This is a genomic window from Brevibacillus sp. HD3.3A (assembly GCF_013284375.2).
GTDB classification, from domain to species: domain Bacteria; phylum Bacillota; class Bacilli; order Brevibacillales; family Brevibacillaceae; genus Brevibacillus; species Brevibacillus parabrevis.
In genome coordinates, this window is record NZ_CP085874.1 from 3973078 (window position 1) to 3987171 (window position 14094).

The 14094-nt window shown below is 52.2% G+C and carries 16 protein-coding genes and 1 riboswitch; of the genes, 5 read left to right on the plus strand and 11 right to left on the minus strand.

The features are described from left to right. Positions 1 to 3: 3 nt before the first annotated feature. The gene (locus HP435_RS18345; protein ID WP_122964971.1) at positions 4 to 450 is read right to left on the minus strand and encodes a hypothetical protein; all 447 of its coding nucleotides are present in this window, start codon (positions 448 to 450) and stop codon (positions 4 to 6) included. A 134-nt stretch (positions 451 to 584) separates the two neighbouring features. Here HP435_RS18345 and HP435_RS18350 point away from each other — a divergent pair, with 134 nt between their 5' ends. Further along, positions 585 to 1064: a DinB family protein gene (locus HP435_RS18350; protein ID WP_122964969.1), complete on the plus strand. Its 480-nt coding sequence runs from the start codon at positions 585 to 587 to the stop codon at positions 1062 to 1064. 355 nt (positions 1065 to 1419) lie between these two features. On the opposite strand, the gene HP435_RS18355 is transcribed toward HP435_RS18350, so the two are convergent. Beyond that, positions 1420 to 2754, minus strand: coding sequence for a PhoH family protein (locus HP435_RS18355; RefSeq protein ID WP_122964968.1), 1335 nt, complete (start codon positions 2752 to 2754; stop codon positions 1420 to 1422). A 197-nt stretch (positions 2755 to 2951) separates the two neighbouring features. Between HP435_RS18355 and HP435_RS18360 the strand changes: the two genes are divergently transcribed. Then, complete coding sequence (locus tag HP435_RS18360) at positions 2952 to 3563, plus strand: YhcN/YlaJ family sporulation lipoprotein (protein WP_122964967.1); 612 nt, start codon at positions 2952 to 2954, stop codon at positions 3561 to 3563. Between the two features lie 27 nt (positions 3564 to 3590). Here the strand turns inward: HP435_RS18360 and HP435_RS18365 are convergent, their stop codons facing one another. The 3 genes from HP435_RS18365 to HP435_RS18375 form a co-directional block, all read right to left on the minus strand. Next, a complete protein-coding gene (locus tag HP435_RS18365) occupies positions 3591 to 4781 on the minus strand; it encodes a trans-sulfuration enzyme family protein (protein WP_122964966.1) in 1191 nt (396 codons plus the stop codon). Then, on the minus strand, positions 4778 to 5941 hold the full coding sequence (locus HP435_RS18370) for an aminotransferase class I/II-fold pyridoxal phosphate-dependent enzyme (RefSeq protein WP_122964964.1): 1164 nt from the start codon (positions 5939 to 5941) through the stop codon (positions 4778 to 4780). The genes HP435_RS18365 and HP435_RS18370 overlap by 4 nt, the downstream gene beginning before the upstream one ends. A gap of 95 nt (positions 5942 to 6036) precedes the next feature. Next, positions 6037 to 6162, minus strand: a riboswitch (SAM riboswitch). A gap of 88 nt (positions 6163 to 6250) precedes the next feature. After that, complete coding sequence (locus HP435_RS18375) at positions 6251 to 6706, minus strand: pyridoxamine 5'-phosphate oxidase family protein (RefSeq protein ID WP_122964962.1); 456 nt, start codon at positions 6704 to 6706, stop codon at positions 6251 to 6253. A gap of 174 nt (positions 6707 to 6880) precedes the next feature. Between HP435_RS18375 and HP435_RS18380 the strand changes: the two genes are divergently transcribed. After that, positions 6881 to 7189: a DUF5665 domain-containing protein gene (locus HP435_RS18380; RefSeq protein WP_173597067.1), complete on the plus strand. Its 309-nt coding sequence runs from the start codon at positions 6881 to 6883 to the stop codon at positions 7187 to 7189. A gap of 6 nt (positions 7190 to 7195) precedes the next feature. Here HP435_RS18380 and HP435_RS18385 read toward each other — a convergent pair whose 3' ends face one another. The 3 genes from HP435_RS18385 to HP435_RS18395 all read right to left on the minus strand — a co-directional run bounded on the left by HP435_RS18385 (position 7196) and on the right by HP435_RS18395 (position 9410). Further along, positions 7196 to 8572, minus strand: a complete 1377-nt coding sequence (locus tag HP435_RS18385; RefSeq protein ID WP_173597023.1) for a hypothetical protein — start codon at positions 8570 to 8572, stop codon at positions 7196 to 7198. A gap of 229 nt (positions 8573 to 8801) precedes the next feature. Next, positions 8802 to 9074 (minus strand): hypothetical protein, encoded by a 273-nt coding sequence (locus HP435_RS18390; RefSeq protein WP_173597022.1) that lies wholly within the window; start codon positions 9072 to 9074, stop codon positions 8802 to 8804. 9 nt (positions 9075 to 9083) lie between these two features. Next, the gene (locus tag HP435_RS18395; RefSeq protein WP_122964958.1) at positions 9084 to 9410 is read right to left on the minus strand and encodes a YlaH-like family protein; all 327 of its coding nucleotides are present in this window, start codon (positions 9408 to 9410) and stop codon (positions 9084 to 9086) included. 236 nt (positions 9411 to 9646) lie between these two features. Between HP435_RS18395 and HP435_RS18400 the strand changes: the two genes are divergently transcribed. After that, positions 9647 to 10120, plus strand: a complete 474-nt coding sequence (locus tag HP435_RS18400) for a glutathione peroxidase (RefSeq protein ID WP_173597021.1) — start codon at positions 9647 to 9649, stop codon at positions 10118 to 10120. 66 nt (positions 10121 to 10186) lie between these two features. Here HP435_RS18400 and typA read toward each other — a convergent pair whose 3' ends face one another. Beyond that, complete coding sequence (gene typA, locus HP435_RS18405) at positions 10187 to 12028, minus strand: translational GTPase TypA (protein ID WP_173597020.1); 1842 nt, start codon at positions 12026 to 12028, stop codon at positions 10187 to 10189. A gap of 136 nt (positions 12029 to 12164) precedes the next feature. On the opposite strand from typA, the gene HP435_RS18410 reads away from it, so the two are divergent. Next, positions 12165 to 12773: a YhcN/YlaJ family sporulation lipoprotein gene (locus HP435_RS18410; RefSeq protein ID WP_122964954.1), complete on the plus strand. Its 609-nt coding sequence runs from the start codon at positions 12165 to 12167 to the stop codon at positions 12771 to 12773. Between the two features lie 69 nt (positions 12774 to 12842). On the opposite strand, the gene speD is transcribed toward HP435_RS18410, so the two are convergent. Together speD and HP435_RS18420 are read right to left on the minus strand one after the other, a co-directional pair. Next, positions 12843 to 13247 carry an adenosylmethionine decarboxylase gene (gene speD, locus HP435_RS18415; RefSeq protein ID WP_063229709.1) on the minus strand — a complete coding sequence of 135 codons (405 nt, stop codon included), beginning with the start codon at positions 13245 to 13247 and terminating at the stop codon, positions 12843 to 12845. 237 nt (positions 13248 to 13484) lie between these two features. Next, positions 13485 to 14081, minus strand: a complete 597-nt coding sequence (locus HP435_RS18420) for a hypothetical protein (protein WP_063229710.1) — start codon at positions 14079 to 14081, stop codon at positions 13485 to 13487. Positions 14082 to 14094 lie beyond the last annotated feature (13 nt).

The window sequence follows — 14094 nt, forward strand, 5'->3', positions numbered from 1 at the left end:
TGCTCACTCCCGCGGACCGCTTACCTTTTGCCGCGGGCGATTGGGTGGCTGATTGTGATTGACCGATTGCTTGAAGCCTTCCAAAATTTTCAGGACGGAAGCGAAAAACGGCGAGCCGAACACCGCGACGATGCCCCACAGCCACGTTCCCACCTGCCACGGGTCTTCGACATACGCCGTCTGTGCGCCCGTCAAGATCAGGGCAGGGTCCAGACCGAGCATGCCAAAAATGACGCCTGCCGCCAAAACAGAGATGAGCAGGTTGAAAAATCGCTTGTAATTCATCAGCCGCGCCGCATGGTTTTGATCCTCCCAGCAATCTTCCTTCGGCTCATAGTCCGTCGACAAGAACGGAATAATCGATTTGAACGCTTCCGTCACACCTGCCGCCGCACTGGAAACAGCCGTCACATACACAAAAAAGGCGATGGATGAGTCCAACGTGACCATATGCGCTCCCTCCTTTTTACATGTGTATGAAGGCAGCGGGACAACCTTGCAAAAAATAGCGGGAGCTTGTTTTCTGAATCGTCTTTTTACGGTAACATGGAGAAGAATGGAAATGGATGAAAGGTGGTTTTGTCATGCAGGATTACTCATTTGTATGGAATCAGTATGATATGATTCGCGGCATGTTTCTTGAAGGCTTGTCCAAAACATCCGAGCAAGAGGCAGAGATTGTTCCGGCAGGATTCAAAAACAACATTCACTGGAATATCGGCCACATCTTGCTCACGCAGGATTACTTGCTGTTCGGACCAGCCGAAATGAAATGTCCTCCGTCGTATGCCGCTTTGTTCAGCCCCGGCACAAAGCCCGCAGACTGGCAAGGCGATGTGCCATCCATCGAGGAGCTGGCGGCACAATTGAAGGAGCAGCACGCCCGGGTAAAAGAACAGTTGCAAACGAAACTGAATGACCCGCTGCCCAAACCGTTCCAGTTGGGTGACAAAGGTGTCATGAACACGTATGGCGAGATGATGGTCTTCACCCTGTTCCATGAGGGCATGCACATCGGCACCATTTCCGCTTTGCGCAAAGCAATCGCCCATTCCAACGCTTAACTTTTTGACTCATTCGCCAACAAAGCAAAACGCGGAACCATTCCCACGGTTTTTCGCGTTTTTTTATGGCCCTCTTACCAAGCAAAAATGAAACCGCCCCCAGATTGGGAGCGGTTCTTTGTCGAGCCCGATTGCTTATGGGGTTTTACCGGTTATTCTCTTTGGCACTTCAACCTCCCTGAAGAGATTAGGTTACCCAAGAACTCGGCTTATTTCCATTCGACTTTCGTCGATTGCTAATTCATGATTATCCACGGATCTTCGCCTCCTGCAAGGCATTTCGCCGTTTGCTACATGAATCTGACGGGCTCGACAACTATAGTATGGTCCGCAAAACGATTTTCATACACGCTTTTTACAACAAATCGGCCGCGAGTTGTGCAAGCACGCTCCGCTCGCCTTTTTCCAGGCGGATATGCCCGGCCAGCTTCTGGTCTTTGAATACTTCCACTACATAAGTCAGACCGTTGTTGCTTTCGTCCAAATACGGATGGTCGATCTGCTCCGGGTCGCCCATCAAAACGATTTTCGAGCCGTCGCCTACCCTGGTCAAAATCGTTTTTACCTCGTGCTTGGTCAGGTTTTGCGCTTCGTCAATAATGATAAACTGTCCCGGAATGGAGCGGCCGCGAATGTAGGTCAACGCTTCTACTTGCAAGCTGCCCATTCCCGCCAAAATTTTGTCGAGATCGCCTGGGCGCTTTGTGTTGAATAAATATTCCAAATTATCATAAATCGGTTGCATCCACGGCCGCAATTTCTCTTCTTTCTCGCCGGGCAAATAACCGATGTCTTTTCCTAAAGGAACGATAGGTCTTGCTACCAACAGCTTTTTGTACTTTTGCTGATCTTCAATCTGCAGCAGCCCCGCAGCCAAAGCCAGCAACGTCTTGCCTGTTCCCGCCTTCCCCGTCATGGTCACGAGCGGAATATCATCTCGCAGCAACAGCTCTGTCGCCATTCTTTGCTGCACATTTCGGGCCCGGATGCCCCAAATCGGATCGTCATCTGATACAAGCATTTCCAAAGTTTTGCCGTCAGGGTCTACTTTTCCAATCGCGGAAATGGACGGGTTGCACTCGTCCTTCAATACGAGAAACTGGTGCGGATAAAAGCGATAGCGAGGGAAACAGGTAGCCAGATGAAGCTTGCGCGTCGCGTAGTAAGACTTGATGATCTCCGAGGCTACCATCATCTTTTGATAGCCGGTGTAGATGCTGGAAAATTCACCTACGACGCGATCCGAAAGAAAATCTTCCGCTGAAATGTTCAAGGCATCTGCCTTCACACGCATGAGCGCATCCTTGCTCACCAAAATGACGGGTCTGGGCTGTGGGGATTGGTTCTCCTCCTCCTGCAAATTGAGTGCGACCGCCAAAATGCGGTTGTCGTTCGTCATTTCCGTAAATTGTTTTTGCAGCTGATGGAGCGAAGAATGGTTCAGCTCCACCCGAAAGAGCCCGCCTGTCTCCAGGGTAATGCCTTTGTGCAAATGACCCAGCTCACGAAAACTGTCAAAGAGCCGCGATACGTACCGTGCGTTGCGGCCAATTTCATCCATGTACCGCTTTTTGGAATCGATTTCTTCCAACACCACTGCGGGTATGACAATTTCGTTGTCAGCGAAAGAGAACATCGCCCGTGGATCTTGCAGGAGTACGTTGGTGTCCAGTACGTAGATTTTCTTCAAAATCTCGCCTCCTATTACCCTTCTTATATACGGTATGCAATTTTTGGAGGGATGCTCAATTGTGGCGACGTGATGTACTACAGTCTATGTTCGGTCGAACAGAGATAGACGACCCTTGGCAGAATGAAATGGGGCGGAGGGGAACAAAATACAGGTAACCTGCCCTCCTGATCGGAGGCACTACGGGGAAAGGGAGTATGCGTGTGAAACGGATCATCATTGGTTGTCTGGGTGCGAGCCTTGTTTTGTCAGGGTGCATGGCGGGCAACAAAGCGAACCAGGCTGCGCCACAACCCAACCAACAGCAAGCGCCCCATACCCAGCGCGTTCAGCAAACGGCACCGGAACCAGCTTACAACCAATCTTCGCAGGCGACCGCCGACCGTCTCGTCCAGTTGGCTACTCGCGTGAAAAAAGTCAATGGCGCCACAGCCGTGGTTATTGGCAAATACGCCGTCGTCGGGATCGATGTAGACGCCCAATTGGATCGGCCGGAAGTCGGCGTCATCAAGTACACCGTGGCAGAAGCGCTGAAAGAAGACCCGCAGGGGGCCAATGCCGTCGTAACAGCCGACCCGGACATCGTTCAGCGGCTGAAAGAAATGGCGGCAGACATTCGCAGAGGCCACCCGATCTCCGGCTTCGCAGAGGAATTGGCCGACATCGTCGGACGGATCATTCCGCAACTGCCGCGAGATGTCAGAAGGCGCGAAGAAACACCGGCGCAGGAAAATCAGCAACAACAGATCAACAACGATGGGCGTACCCCGCAAGGAAAAATCAACGTAAATCGCACTGGCACTCCATAAGAAAAAAGAGGCATAGCCCCCGGGTCGTTACACCCGGGAGTATGCCTCTTTTTTGCTTGGAATCGCGGATGGCAAAGGCGGCAGTGCTTCCAAAGCCTGTTTCAAGTCTGCCAGCAAATCGTCCGCGTCTTCCAGACCTGCGGACAACCGGATCAAACCGTCTGTAATGCCGCGAGCTTGCCGCTCCTCTGCTGGCATAGCCGCATGCGACATCATGACCGGATACGAGAGAATCGTCTCCACCGCGCCAAGACTGACCGCTACAATCGGCAGCTTTACGCGGTCAAACAACGCTTTTGCCCGCTCGCGGCTCCCGACGTCAAAAGACAATACGGCGCCGTGGCCGCTCGCCTGTTTTTGCTGAACGAGATGTCCCGGATGCTCAGCCAAGCCTGTATAGTAGACGCGGCTCACTTCGGGGTGGCAAGAAAGCCATTCCGCCAAAACTCCGGCAGACTTCGTGCTGACATCCAGACGCGCTTTGAGCGTCTTCAGCCCTCTCATGACCAGCCAGCAATCCTGAACGCCGAGAACGGCTCCCATGCCGTTTTGGATGAGGTACAGCTGTTCGCCGAGCGCTTCATCGCGGGTTACCGCCAGACCTGCAACAACGTCGCTGTGGCCGCCGATAAACTTGGTTGCACTGTGGATGACGATATCCGCCCCCAGCTCCAATGGCCGCTGATAGTACGGCGTCAGGAACGTGTTGTCCACGATGACGAGCAGGTCATGCTCTTTCGCAATGGCGGAAACGGCAGCGATATCGGTCACTTTCAACGTCGGATTGGACGGAGTTTCCAGATAGACCCCTCTGGTAGCCGGAGTGATCGCCGCGCGCACCGCTTCCGTTTGTGTCGCATCCACAAACGTGACAGAGATTCCCATTCTCGACAGCACTCTCGTCAGAAAACGGAAAGTGCCGCCGTACACATCTTCCGCGACCACGATATGATCGCCCGCCGAAAAGAGCATGAACACACTGGAAATGGCCGCCATGCCGGAAGAAAAGGCGAACCCGCGCGCTCCGCCTTCGAGTGCGGCGATCGCTTCTTCCAGCGCATGTCTCGTCGGGTTCCCCGAGCGGGCGTAATCGTATGTGCCCGGCTGATCGATATCAAACTGATGAAAAGTGGAAGCCTGGTAAATCGGAACCGACGACGCACCTGTAAACGGATCGATGCCTGTGGAGCCATGCAAAACTTTTGTCGCGAAATTCATCGAACAGCCCCCCCAACGACGAGACTTGCATCCAGCGCTTGAAACAAATCAGCGATCAAATCATCCGGATGTTCAATCCCCACCGAAAGCCTCAGCAATCGATCGCACACGCCGACATACGCCCGCACTTCCTCGGGGATGTCTGCGTGAGTCTGTGTCGCCGGGTACGTACACAACGACTCTACCCCGCCAAGACTTTCCGCAAAGGAGACGACGCGCAAATTTTGCAGAAACAAGCCCACCTGCTCCTGGGAGCGTACCCGGAACGAAACCATGCCGCTGTATCCGCTCGCCTGGCTCGCCTGAATCTCATGCCCGGGATGCTCTTCCAGTCCGGGATAAAACACTTCGGCAACGGCTGGATGTTCTTTCAGCTTTTTCGCTACCGCGAGCGCATTCGACTGGTGTCTGTCCATGCGCAGCGCCAACGTTTTCATGCCGCGCACCAGAAGCCAGCTATCCTGCGGCCCCAGCACCGCGCCGATCGAATTGTGCAAAAACCGGATTTTTTCCGACAACTCCTCGCCCTTTGTAACGATCAACCCTGCCAGCACATCGTTGTGTCCGCCCAAATACTTCGTTGCGCTGTGCAAAATCACATCAGCCCCAAGCTCTAGCGGGCGTTGACAATAAGGAGTCATGAACGTGTTGTCTACAATCGTCAAAAGCCCGTGTTGCTTGGCCAGGCTGGTTATTTCACGAATATTTGTAATCTGCATGAGCGGATTGGTCGGCGTCTCGACGAAAATCGCTTTCGTCTCTGCGCGCAGCGCCTTTTTCACCGCTTCCAGATCGCGCAAATCTACGTAAGTAAAAGCAAGCCCGTAACGGGAAAGCACTTGTTCAAACAAGCGATACGTCCCGCCGTACAAATCGAGCGATACGATGAGGTGATCGCCTTGGGAAAACAACCCCATTACCGTATGGACTGCCGCCATCCCGGACGCGCAGGCAAAGCCGGCATCGCCTCCCTCTGCCTCAGCGATTGTCTCTTCCAAAACAGAACGGGTAGGATTCGCCGTCCGCGTATAGTCAAAACCTGTGCTCTGTCCCAGCGCCGGATGGCGATAAGCGGTAGCGTAGTAGACGGGGAAGCTCACCGCACCCGTTTTCTCATCTTTGCCTACGCCTGCCTGAATCAATTTTGTTTCCAGTCTCATACCGTAATTCTCTCCCTCCAATGATGTCGAGGGGCATGAAAAAAGCCCCCTTTCCTCTGAAAGAAGGCTTTGTTTACGTCGCCGTAAGCAAGACCTTCTCATCTTTCAGAGTTAAAAAACTCTGCAGGAATTAGCACCATTATCTCCCCGTATGAACGAACATACAGGTGATTGGTTGCCGGGCATCATCGGGCCAGTCCCTCCGCCTCTCTGGATAAGAAGTTTGCTATTCAATTTGAATGACCTAATACTAAAGGATAGCGCTGTTTCTTGTCAACAAGATTTTCCACAAGAGTGTGACAACCGCGCCTACGCTTTTTTCAAGGCGTCCATGACCTGATTGTCCAGCTTCGCTGCGGCATTTTTGTCGTATGTCTTTTCGTACTGAGGCTCTACGGATATGCGCGAACCGTAAAACATCACGTCTCTGACAGAGTCAATCGCAATCTCCGCCATCGCAAGCTTCAGGGGAACCCCTTCCAGCCGTTCTGCCTTCAGCTCGGCGCGCCCGTTGATCGCAAAAGAAGAGCCTGCCCCGATCAAATGCAGCACGACCTGCGGTTCTTTGGCGATATTGGCGAGAATGCGGGAGCGGCTGTCTACAGCAAAACGGATGAGTCCGCTGTTCACAGCAAAAGTCCAGGACAAGGAACTGACGGATGGCGCACCTGTCTCGTGATCGACTGTGGCCAACGTCACAAAGCGCTCTTTTTGCAGGAGCGCGAACAGTTCTTCCGATAAGGTTTGGGATACGGTTTCAGCCATTCGGATGCCTCCTCGTATACTTTTGTACGTCTATTGTACCCCTCCCGCAAGCCGGAGGCAAACCTTTCCTCCCCGCCTTGATTCTGGTCGGCTTTTTCCCTAAACTGGTAGAAAACAATGCTTCCAGGAACAAGGAGGTTGAAACAAGTGGCTCCTACGCCTACAGATCGGCTCATGCACAAAATAGATCAAGTCCTCCACGAGCTTCAGGAAGTGCGGAAAATGAACGAGCGCATGGATAAGATCGCCATGTTTTTGGAGGATATCCGGCTTGCTGATGTCATCCAAAATTACACAGCCCCGCGCAAGCTGCTCTGGATCAATTTCCTCGCAGGTCTTGCCCGGGGTCTTGGTTTGACGATTGGGACTGCTATCGTTCTCGCACTGCTCGGTTCGCTACTGACACAATTTCTCTCGATCCCGATCCTCGGCGACTACATCCGCGAACTGGTCGATTACGTCCAGACTTACAAACAGCCGTAACAGCAGCTACTTGTCTTTCTTTTTGTCACGATCGTCGTCATCTTCGTCACGATCGCGGTCATCGTCGTCCCGATCGTCATCGTCCCATTTGCCATCGTGTTTCTTCCAGAAGCCGTACGCTTTGCCATTCGGATGCTTGTGCTTCTTCTCATCCTCATCATGCTTAGGCGGCGCGACGATGACCTTCGTGCTCAGGACGATGTCTGCTTGCTTGACCAGCTTGTCTTTTACATACAGTTCAAGCTGAATCGCTTTGGCCGTGTACGAGCGATCTTTGTACGTCAATTCCAGCGTGTACTCGCCCTTGTCATTGGGCTTGATCTCTTTTTTCTTGCCGTCTGGTTTAATCGCGAAAAGCTTCGCCTTTTGCTTTTTGTCCCAGCCCTTGACGGTACCTTTCAGTTCGATCTGCTTTTTCTTTATGTCGTGCACAGCTGTGCCCGCAATGCTGTAGTCTACTGCCGGATTGTTGTCCGGTGTCTTATTCGGCTCAATCGCAATCGAGTCCTCGTCCACCTTTTTCCCGGCCTCATACACTTCGATCACAGCCTTGCTGCTCTTGGCATCCGTCGTCGGATTCTCGAAAGTCACACTGAAGCTGTCAACGTTATCGAGCAGCTTTTTCAGGCTGGCCTCTTTTCGCACGCCGTTATACGTGACGACAACCCGCTCCGCCCCGTGCTTGACAATCCCTTTGACTTGCCACTCTGCTTTTTTCGCGTCATAAACCGTGAACATATGGAGCAGCCTGTTTTTGTCCTCTTCCGTTTGCGCTACGAGCTTTACTTTCTCCGTGTCGGCAAGCACGCTTCCCGCAAAAGCCTGAACAGTCACATACTGCTCGGCGGACGTACCGACGGCAGGGAAGCTGACGGTAAACGAGTGCTCGCTGGTCGGCACCGTCTCGATGATATCACCGTTCGGCTTGGTCACGACCACCTTGGTCACGTCCGGTGTCACAAGACCTTTGATGTACACCTTGTCGCTTTTCGTCTGGGCGCTCACGCTGACCAGTTGCTCATCCGCTTTCGGGCTGCGCACTTCCAGCCAGATGTCGTTGTAGTAGTCGCGATAAATCCGCTCCCATTCCGCCTTGTTCGTTTCCATATACGATTGCAACTTTACGTTCAAATTAATTTTATCGACGATAATGTACAGATGGTCTGCCTGTGTTTTCAGGAGCGTGTTCAGCGTAGCCGGATCGCTTTGGACAAGCTCCTTGAGCTGATATCGGGTCGCTTTCTGTCCTTGCTCATTCATGACTACCTTAGATGTTTCGGCTGCTCCTGTCGAGCTTGCGTCCGCCAGAAGCGGTGTCAGGCAACCGATGAGTCCCGCCGCTGTTACGACAGCCAAAACGGGCCTGGTCATGATTTTTTTCATTGTTGTTCCCCCTCTATTCTGCCAGTCATTCCCTCTGTGCCCAGGGCAACCATACAGACGGCGCATTTTTTTCAAAAGTTGCATCCGGAAGAAAACCACTCCTAATGGCCCATTTTCCGCTTGCAGAACCAGTTTGTTTTGAGGCTAATCACCCGCACCTGGATTAAAAAAGACTCCCGCAAGCCTCGGATTCGTCCCCAAGGCTTCGGGAGTCTTTTTGTTTCGCTCATCAACAGTTGAATTTCGGCTCGTTTTCAATCGCAGCCAGCAGGCTCTCCACCGCTTCCGCGGGATAGCGGTTATCTACCGCACCCGCTTCCTGCTTGCCCGACAAATGATACCAGCCGTTTTCCACCCGGTACGAAAGCTCGCTGATGGCATGATCCTCCAGCAACAGCTGGGCAAAAAACGCGGCAGTGTCGAGCGCAGACTGATCGTCGGGGCGGGCTTCTGCCACAACCTGAATTTGCAGCCAGTTAAAAAGGGCATCTTCACGCTTCATGAGAAATCCTCACTTTCGCTCTGTTTGCTCCGGCTTGATGCGCAATTTCACAACGACCAAAATCGCAATGGCAACCAGCATCGCGCTCTTCACCGGCAGTTGGACATCCAGAATGGCAAAAATAAGCGCACCTGCGAACAGCAAAATGTACAAAAGCAATGTTTTCAAAATCGGCATGCGAATGCGGGTTGCAAATCCAAGGTAGTACACGATAATCAATTGCACAAACAAGATCCAAGCCCGGTTATGGTCTGCCCACAGGCGGAAGCTGTCAAACGCCGTGAGCTGATCCGGGTTGGCGGGTACGTAAGTTGAAGCAAGCTGTATCCAGTCCATCCTGATCTCTCCTGTAACGCAAAAGGATTTCTCGTTTCACATGCGGGAATCGACTGTTTCTTTTGCATCCTCTTATTCTGTTTCCACATTTTTATGTATCCTTTTTACTTTATCAGGTAACCGTTTCATTTGTCAAAATAGATCGGCACACACTTTGGCGCGCGCCAGTTACTGCCTATTTTTGGGCGAACATGCTATGATGGACAAGTCAAGTATGCCAAAAAGGTGGGAATCCAATGAGCTTGTACGATATTGCCGTCCAAACGATTTCCGGAGAAGAGACGACGCTTGCCGCTTACAAAGGACAAGTGCTTCTGATCGTCAACACGGCCAGCCAGTGCGGTTTGACTCCGCAGTACAAAGGACTTCAGGAACTGTACACAAAATACAAGGACAAAGGCTTTGCCGTGCTCGGCTTTCCTTGCAACCAGTTTGCGGGTCAAGAACCAGGCAGCGAAGCAGAGATCGCTTCCTTTTGCGAAAGTCACTACGGCGTGACCTTCCCGTTGTTTGCCAAGCTCGAGGTCAATGGCCCTGGCACCCATCCTTTGTACCAGCACCTGAAAGCACACGCACCGGAAGGCGAAAGCGAAGATATCGAATGGAACTTCGCAAAATTTCTCGTCGACAAGGACGGACAGGTGGTCAAGCGCATCGGCGCCCGCGTGCAACCGGAAGAGCTTGCAGCCGACATCGAAAGTCTTTTGTAGATCAACCAAAGTCAAAAAAGCCGCTTCGTCCCGGTCAGGGCAAAGCGGCTTTCTTGTTATTCACGCTTAGGCTTGCGGTTGTGCTTCCCAGCGTCTTTGTTTTTCATAGCGCTCACGATCCGATTTGTTCAGATACTTTTTGCGCAGGCGAACGGAATGCGGAGTTACCTCGCACAGCTCGTCGTCATTCAAGTATTCCAAAGCTTCTTCGAGCGTCAGCAGACGTGGCGTCTTCATTTTTACCGTCTCGTCTTTCGTTGCGGAACGCACGTTTGTCGCATGCTTTTCCTTGCAGACGTTCACAGTCAGGTCATTGTCGCGGTTGTGCTCGCCCACGATCATGCCTTCGTATACTTCCGTACCAGGCTGGATGAACATGATTCCGCGATCCTCTACAGACATCAGTCCGTACGTGGTCGCTGTGCCTGTCTCATGGGAAATGAGCACCCCGGCATGGCGTCCACCTACCGCGCCTTGCACCAGCGGACGATAGCTGTCGAAGGAGTGGTTGAGGATGCCGTAGCCGCGAGTAATCGTCAAGAACTCTGTCCGGTAGCCGATCAAACCGCGGGATGGAATGATAAATTCCAGGCGAACTTGACCGAAGCCGTTGTTGATCATGTTGACCATCTCAGCCTTGCGTTGGCCAAGCGTCTCCATGACTGGCCCGGTGTACTCTTCCGGTACGTCGATCACGAGAAACTCTGCCGGCTCCATTTTTTGTCCATCGACCATACGCACGATAACTTCCGGCTTGGATACGCCCAGCTCGAAGCCTTCGCGACGCATGTTTTCGACCAGGATGGACAGATGCAATTCGCCGCGCCCAGATACGATGAAAGCATCTGGAGAATCTGTTTCCTCGACACGAAGAGATACATCTGTCTCCAATTCCGCCATCAGGCGATCACGCAGCTTGCGGGATGTTACGTGCTTGCCTTCGCGACCTGCAAACGGGCTGTTGTTCACCAGGAAAGTCATTTGCAGCGTTGGCTCGTCAATTTTCAGCAATGGCAATGCGTCTGGATGGTCTGCATGGCACACCGTTTCCCCGACGTTGATATCGTCAATCCCTGCGATCGCTACGATATCGCCCGCTCTTGCTGTTTTTTGTTCCACGCGCTGCAAGCCGGAGAAGCCAAACAGCTTTTGAATCCGCGCTTTTTTCACTTCGCCTTCGCGTGTGGTAACAGATACCATTTCATTTACGTTCATCGTTCCGCGATAAATGCGGCCGATCCCGATACGACCCAAAAAGTCGTTGTAATCCAGCATGGTTACTTGCATTTGGAGTGGAGCCGCTTCGTCGGCATCAGGTGCAGGCATATGCTCAACAATGGTGTCGAAGAGTGGACGAAGGTCGCCTTCCAGCTTATCTGGCTCCATGCCTGCGATACCTTGCAGACCGGAAGCGTAAACGATCGGAAATTCCAGCTGATCTTCCGTCGCGTCGAGATCGATAAACAGGTCGTACACTTCGTTGATGACTTCTTGAGGGCGTGCATTGTCGCGGTCTACCTTGTTCACGACAACGATTGGGGTAACTTTTGCTTCGAGCGCTTTTTTCAATACGAAACGCGTTTGTGGCATACAGCCTTCAAATGCGTCAACAATCAAAAGAACGCCGTCCACCATGCTCATGATCCGCTCTACCTCGCCACCGAAGTCGGCGTGGCCCGGGGTATCCAAAATGTTGATGGTGAACTCATTGTATTTCACGGATGTCGTTTTCGCCAGGATCGTAATCCCGCGCTCCCGCTCCAGGTCGTTGGAGTCCATCATTCTCTCCTCTACCTGCTGATTGCTGCGGAATGTGCCCGATTGAATCAAAAGCTTGTCAACCAAAGTAGTTTTCCCGTGGTCAACGTGGGCAATAATCGCGATGTTGCGTATGTCAAGACGCTTCATGTGAACCTCCTCTGTTATGCATACCTTCCATATTAACAGGTCGTGAAACCCGGCACAATGGGCATTTTTTGACGGAAAGCACTTCCTGATTAGCATGTGCCACAAGCGCCATACTATAGACAGGAGGTGGTCTGCCATGAGGAAAAAAGGGCCGAGCTATCTAGCAGGCTTATGTTTGATTGCAGCAGCGCTGGTCGGGTGCGCAACTTCCAAAGCAGGTCCCGACACAGGAGCGCAGACGCAAAGCAGCTCGTATTCAAAGACACCGCTGACGCGATCCAGCATCGCGCACGATCATAACGCTTATACACAAGGAATCAACGCGCAAAACTACCTGAAAGGCTACACCTCAAACGGCTTCAATCAAAACCTCGCTGAACAGCTGACGAAAGCGGCAGACGACGTTCCCGGCGTAGATCGGGCCACAGTGGTCGTCAGCGGCAACGACGCCGTCATAGGCGTCAAAGTGCGCGACAACCTCGCCCAGCCCCAGGCAGAAGTGATTGAGCAACAGGTGCACTCGGCTTGCCGCGCAGTTTCCCCTGCCTTGCAGCTGCAAGTATCATCCGAGCCATCCGTATTTGATCGGGTACGCGCGATCAATGCGCAAATTTACCAGGAAGCCACCAATCGCACCAACGATCTTTTGCACGAAGGCGGTACGGCCGGACAAAAAGTGATGAACACCTCGACGGAGTTCACCAGACTCCTGCACGATATGGGCGCGACCGTCAAACAGCCGTAATGATGTCGCTCACTCACGTAAAAGAGGTGCGGAATGTGGTTCCGCACCTCTTGAATACTCTTCCGTTTGTTACTTGCTCACAACTTCAGCCACTTTGATTTCTGGCTCAATCACTTGCAGTTCACCAATTCCGCGAACGAGTTTCTTCGCGTAGGTTTTCTCCGGCTTCAGCACGGATACCAAGTAGTCGATAGCAACTTGCGGATCGACTGTCTCGCCACAAGTGTAGCAATCCAGAGCAGCAAAACCGCGCTCAGGATAAGTATGAATGGACAGGTGGCTTTCCGAGAGAAGAACCAGTACGGTAGCACCCTGAGGAGAAAACTGCTTTGCTTGCACGCTAAGCACCGTAGCTCCGCATGCCTCAGCAGCTTCAATCATTTCCTTTTTCAAAAATTCTGCGTCGTTCAACAAGTCAAACTGAACTCCCCATGTGTCAACAGCAACGTGTCTTCCGAAAGTCGAGTATTCCATCTTTCGGTTCCCCCTTCCTAACGAGTGTAATGTTAAACATCGCTAGGACCTGCGTCATTCACTAACGGGGGCGGTTTCCCTCTTGTTATCCACCCTTTGAAGTGAATCCTGGTTCCTAATCCTGTTTCCAACGAAAACAACAATACCATGTATTTGCCTACTTTGACAATACCCTTTTCAAGAAAAAGTCCAAGAAAAAAACGGGCACCATCTGGCACCCGTTTTCGTCGAACGTTCCTACACTTCTAATTCAAACAGCCGCTGCGACAATGACACTAAGCGTGCATCGATTGCTGGAAGCTTCTCAGGCGCAGCTCCCTTTGCCCAATTTCGCAAATCCAGCCAGCGGTCCGTCTCCTGACGCAAGGACTCGATCTCTCTTTCGCTGCCTTCTTGCTGGAACAACGACTCCAGCTCGCTCGCCGCGTTCAGAGAGGTATTTTCAAAGATGGACGTCTCCTCATCCCCAGACAATTCCTGAATGCTTACAACAGAACCTTGGTCGTAATGGTAGACCATGGTGAAGCCTTCGTAAATTCTGTGGACGATTCCGTAGCCCCGAAACGTTTTCATCGCTTTTCGCATCGCGTTTGCCAGCTGTCTGTCCCGAATGAGATAGGAGCTATCGCAGGAATAGCGGTTGCCCGCACGGCAAAAACTCAGTTGAATTTCGCCGTTATGGTCAGTCAGAATCACGTCGCGGTCGCCGTTGTCGCATACTTTGACATCGACTGAAATGTGTTCATTGGTGAAGAGCGAGACGAATTGGTTCAGCTCCTCTTCATTCACCGTAAAATAGGCCTTGGCGTAGTTGGTTGCTAAACGCTGTGCCATAAATATCTCCTCA

What these genes read in the sequence shown, in the direction of transcription:
- HP435_RS18345 (WP_122964971.1), bottom strand. Translation starts at nt 450, where the DNA reads ATGGTCACGTTGGACTCATCCATCGCCTTTTTTGTGTATGTGACGGCT.
- HP435_RS18350 (WP_122964969.1), top strand. Translation starts at nt 585, where the DNA reads ATGCAGGATTACTCATTTGTATGGAATCAGTATGATATGATTCGCGGC.
- HP435_RS18360 (WP_122964967.1), top strand. Translation starts at nt 2,952, where the DNA reads ATGCGTGTGAAACGGATCATCATTGGTTGTCTGGGTGCGAGCCTTGTT.
- HP435_RS18365 (WP_122964966.1), bottom strand. Translation starts at nt 4,781, where the DNA reads ATGAATTTCGCGACAAAAGTTTTGCATGGCTCCACAGGCATCGATCCG.
- HP435_RS18370 (WP_122964964.1), bottom strand. Translation starts at nt 5,941, where the DNA reads ATGAGACTGGAAACAAAATTGATTCAGGCAGGCGTAGGCAAAGATGAG.
- HP435_RS18375 (WP_122964962.1), bottom strand. Translation starts at nt 6,706, where the DNA reads ATGGCTGAAACCGTATCCCAAACCTTATCGGAAGAACTGTTCGCGCTC.
- HP435_RS18380 (WP_173597067.1), top strand. Translation starts at nt 6,881, where the DNA reads ATGCACAAAATAGATCAAGTCCTCCACGAGCTTCAGGAAGTGCGGAAA.
- HP435_RS18385 (WP_173597023.1), bottom strand. Translation starts at nt 8,572, where the DNA reads ATGAAAAAAATCATGACCAGGCCCGTTTTGGCTGTCGTAACAGCGGCG.
- HP435_RS18390 (WP_173597022.1), bottom strand. Translation starts at nt 9,074, where the DNA reads ATGAAGCGTGAAGATGCCCTTTTTAACTGGCTGCAAATTCAGGTTGTG.
- HP435_RS18395 (WP_122964958.1), bottom strand. Translation starts at nt 9,410, where the DNA reads ATGGACTGGATACAGCTTGCTTCAACTTACGTACCCGCCAACCCGGAT.
- HP435_RS18400 (WP_173597021.1), top strand. Translation starts at nt 9,647, where the DNA reads ATGAGCTTGTACGATATTGCCGTCCAAACGATTTCCGGAGAAGAGACG.
- typA (WP_173597020.1), bottom strand. Translation starts at nt 12,028, where the DNA reads ATGAAGCGTCTTGACATACGCAACATCGCGATTATTGCCCACGTTGAC.
- HP435_RS18410 (WP_122964954.1), top strand. Translation starts at nt 12,165, where the DNA reads ATGAGGAAAAAAGGGCCGAGCTATCTAGCAGGCTTATGTTTGATTGCA.
- speD (WP_063229709.1), bottom strand. Translation starts at nt 13,247, where the DNA reads ATGGAATACTCGACTTTCGGAAGACACGTTGCTGTTGACACATGGGGA.
- HP435_RS18420 (WP_063229710.1), bottom strand. Translation starts at nt 14,081, where the DNA reads ATGGCACAGCGTTTAGCAACCAACTACGCCAAGGCCTATTTTACGGTG.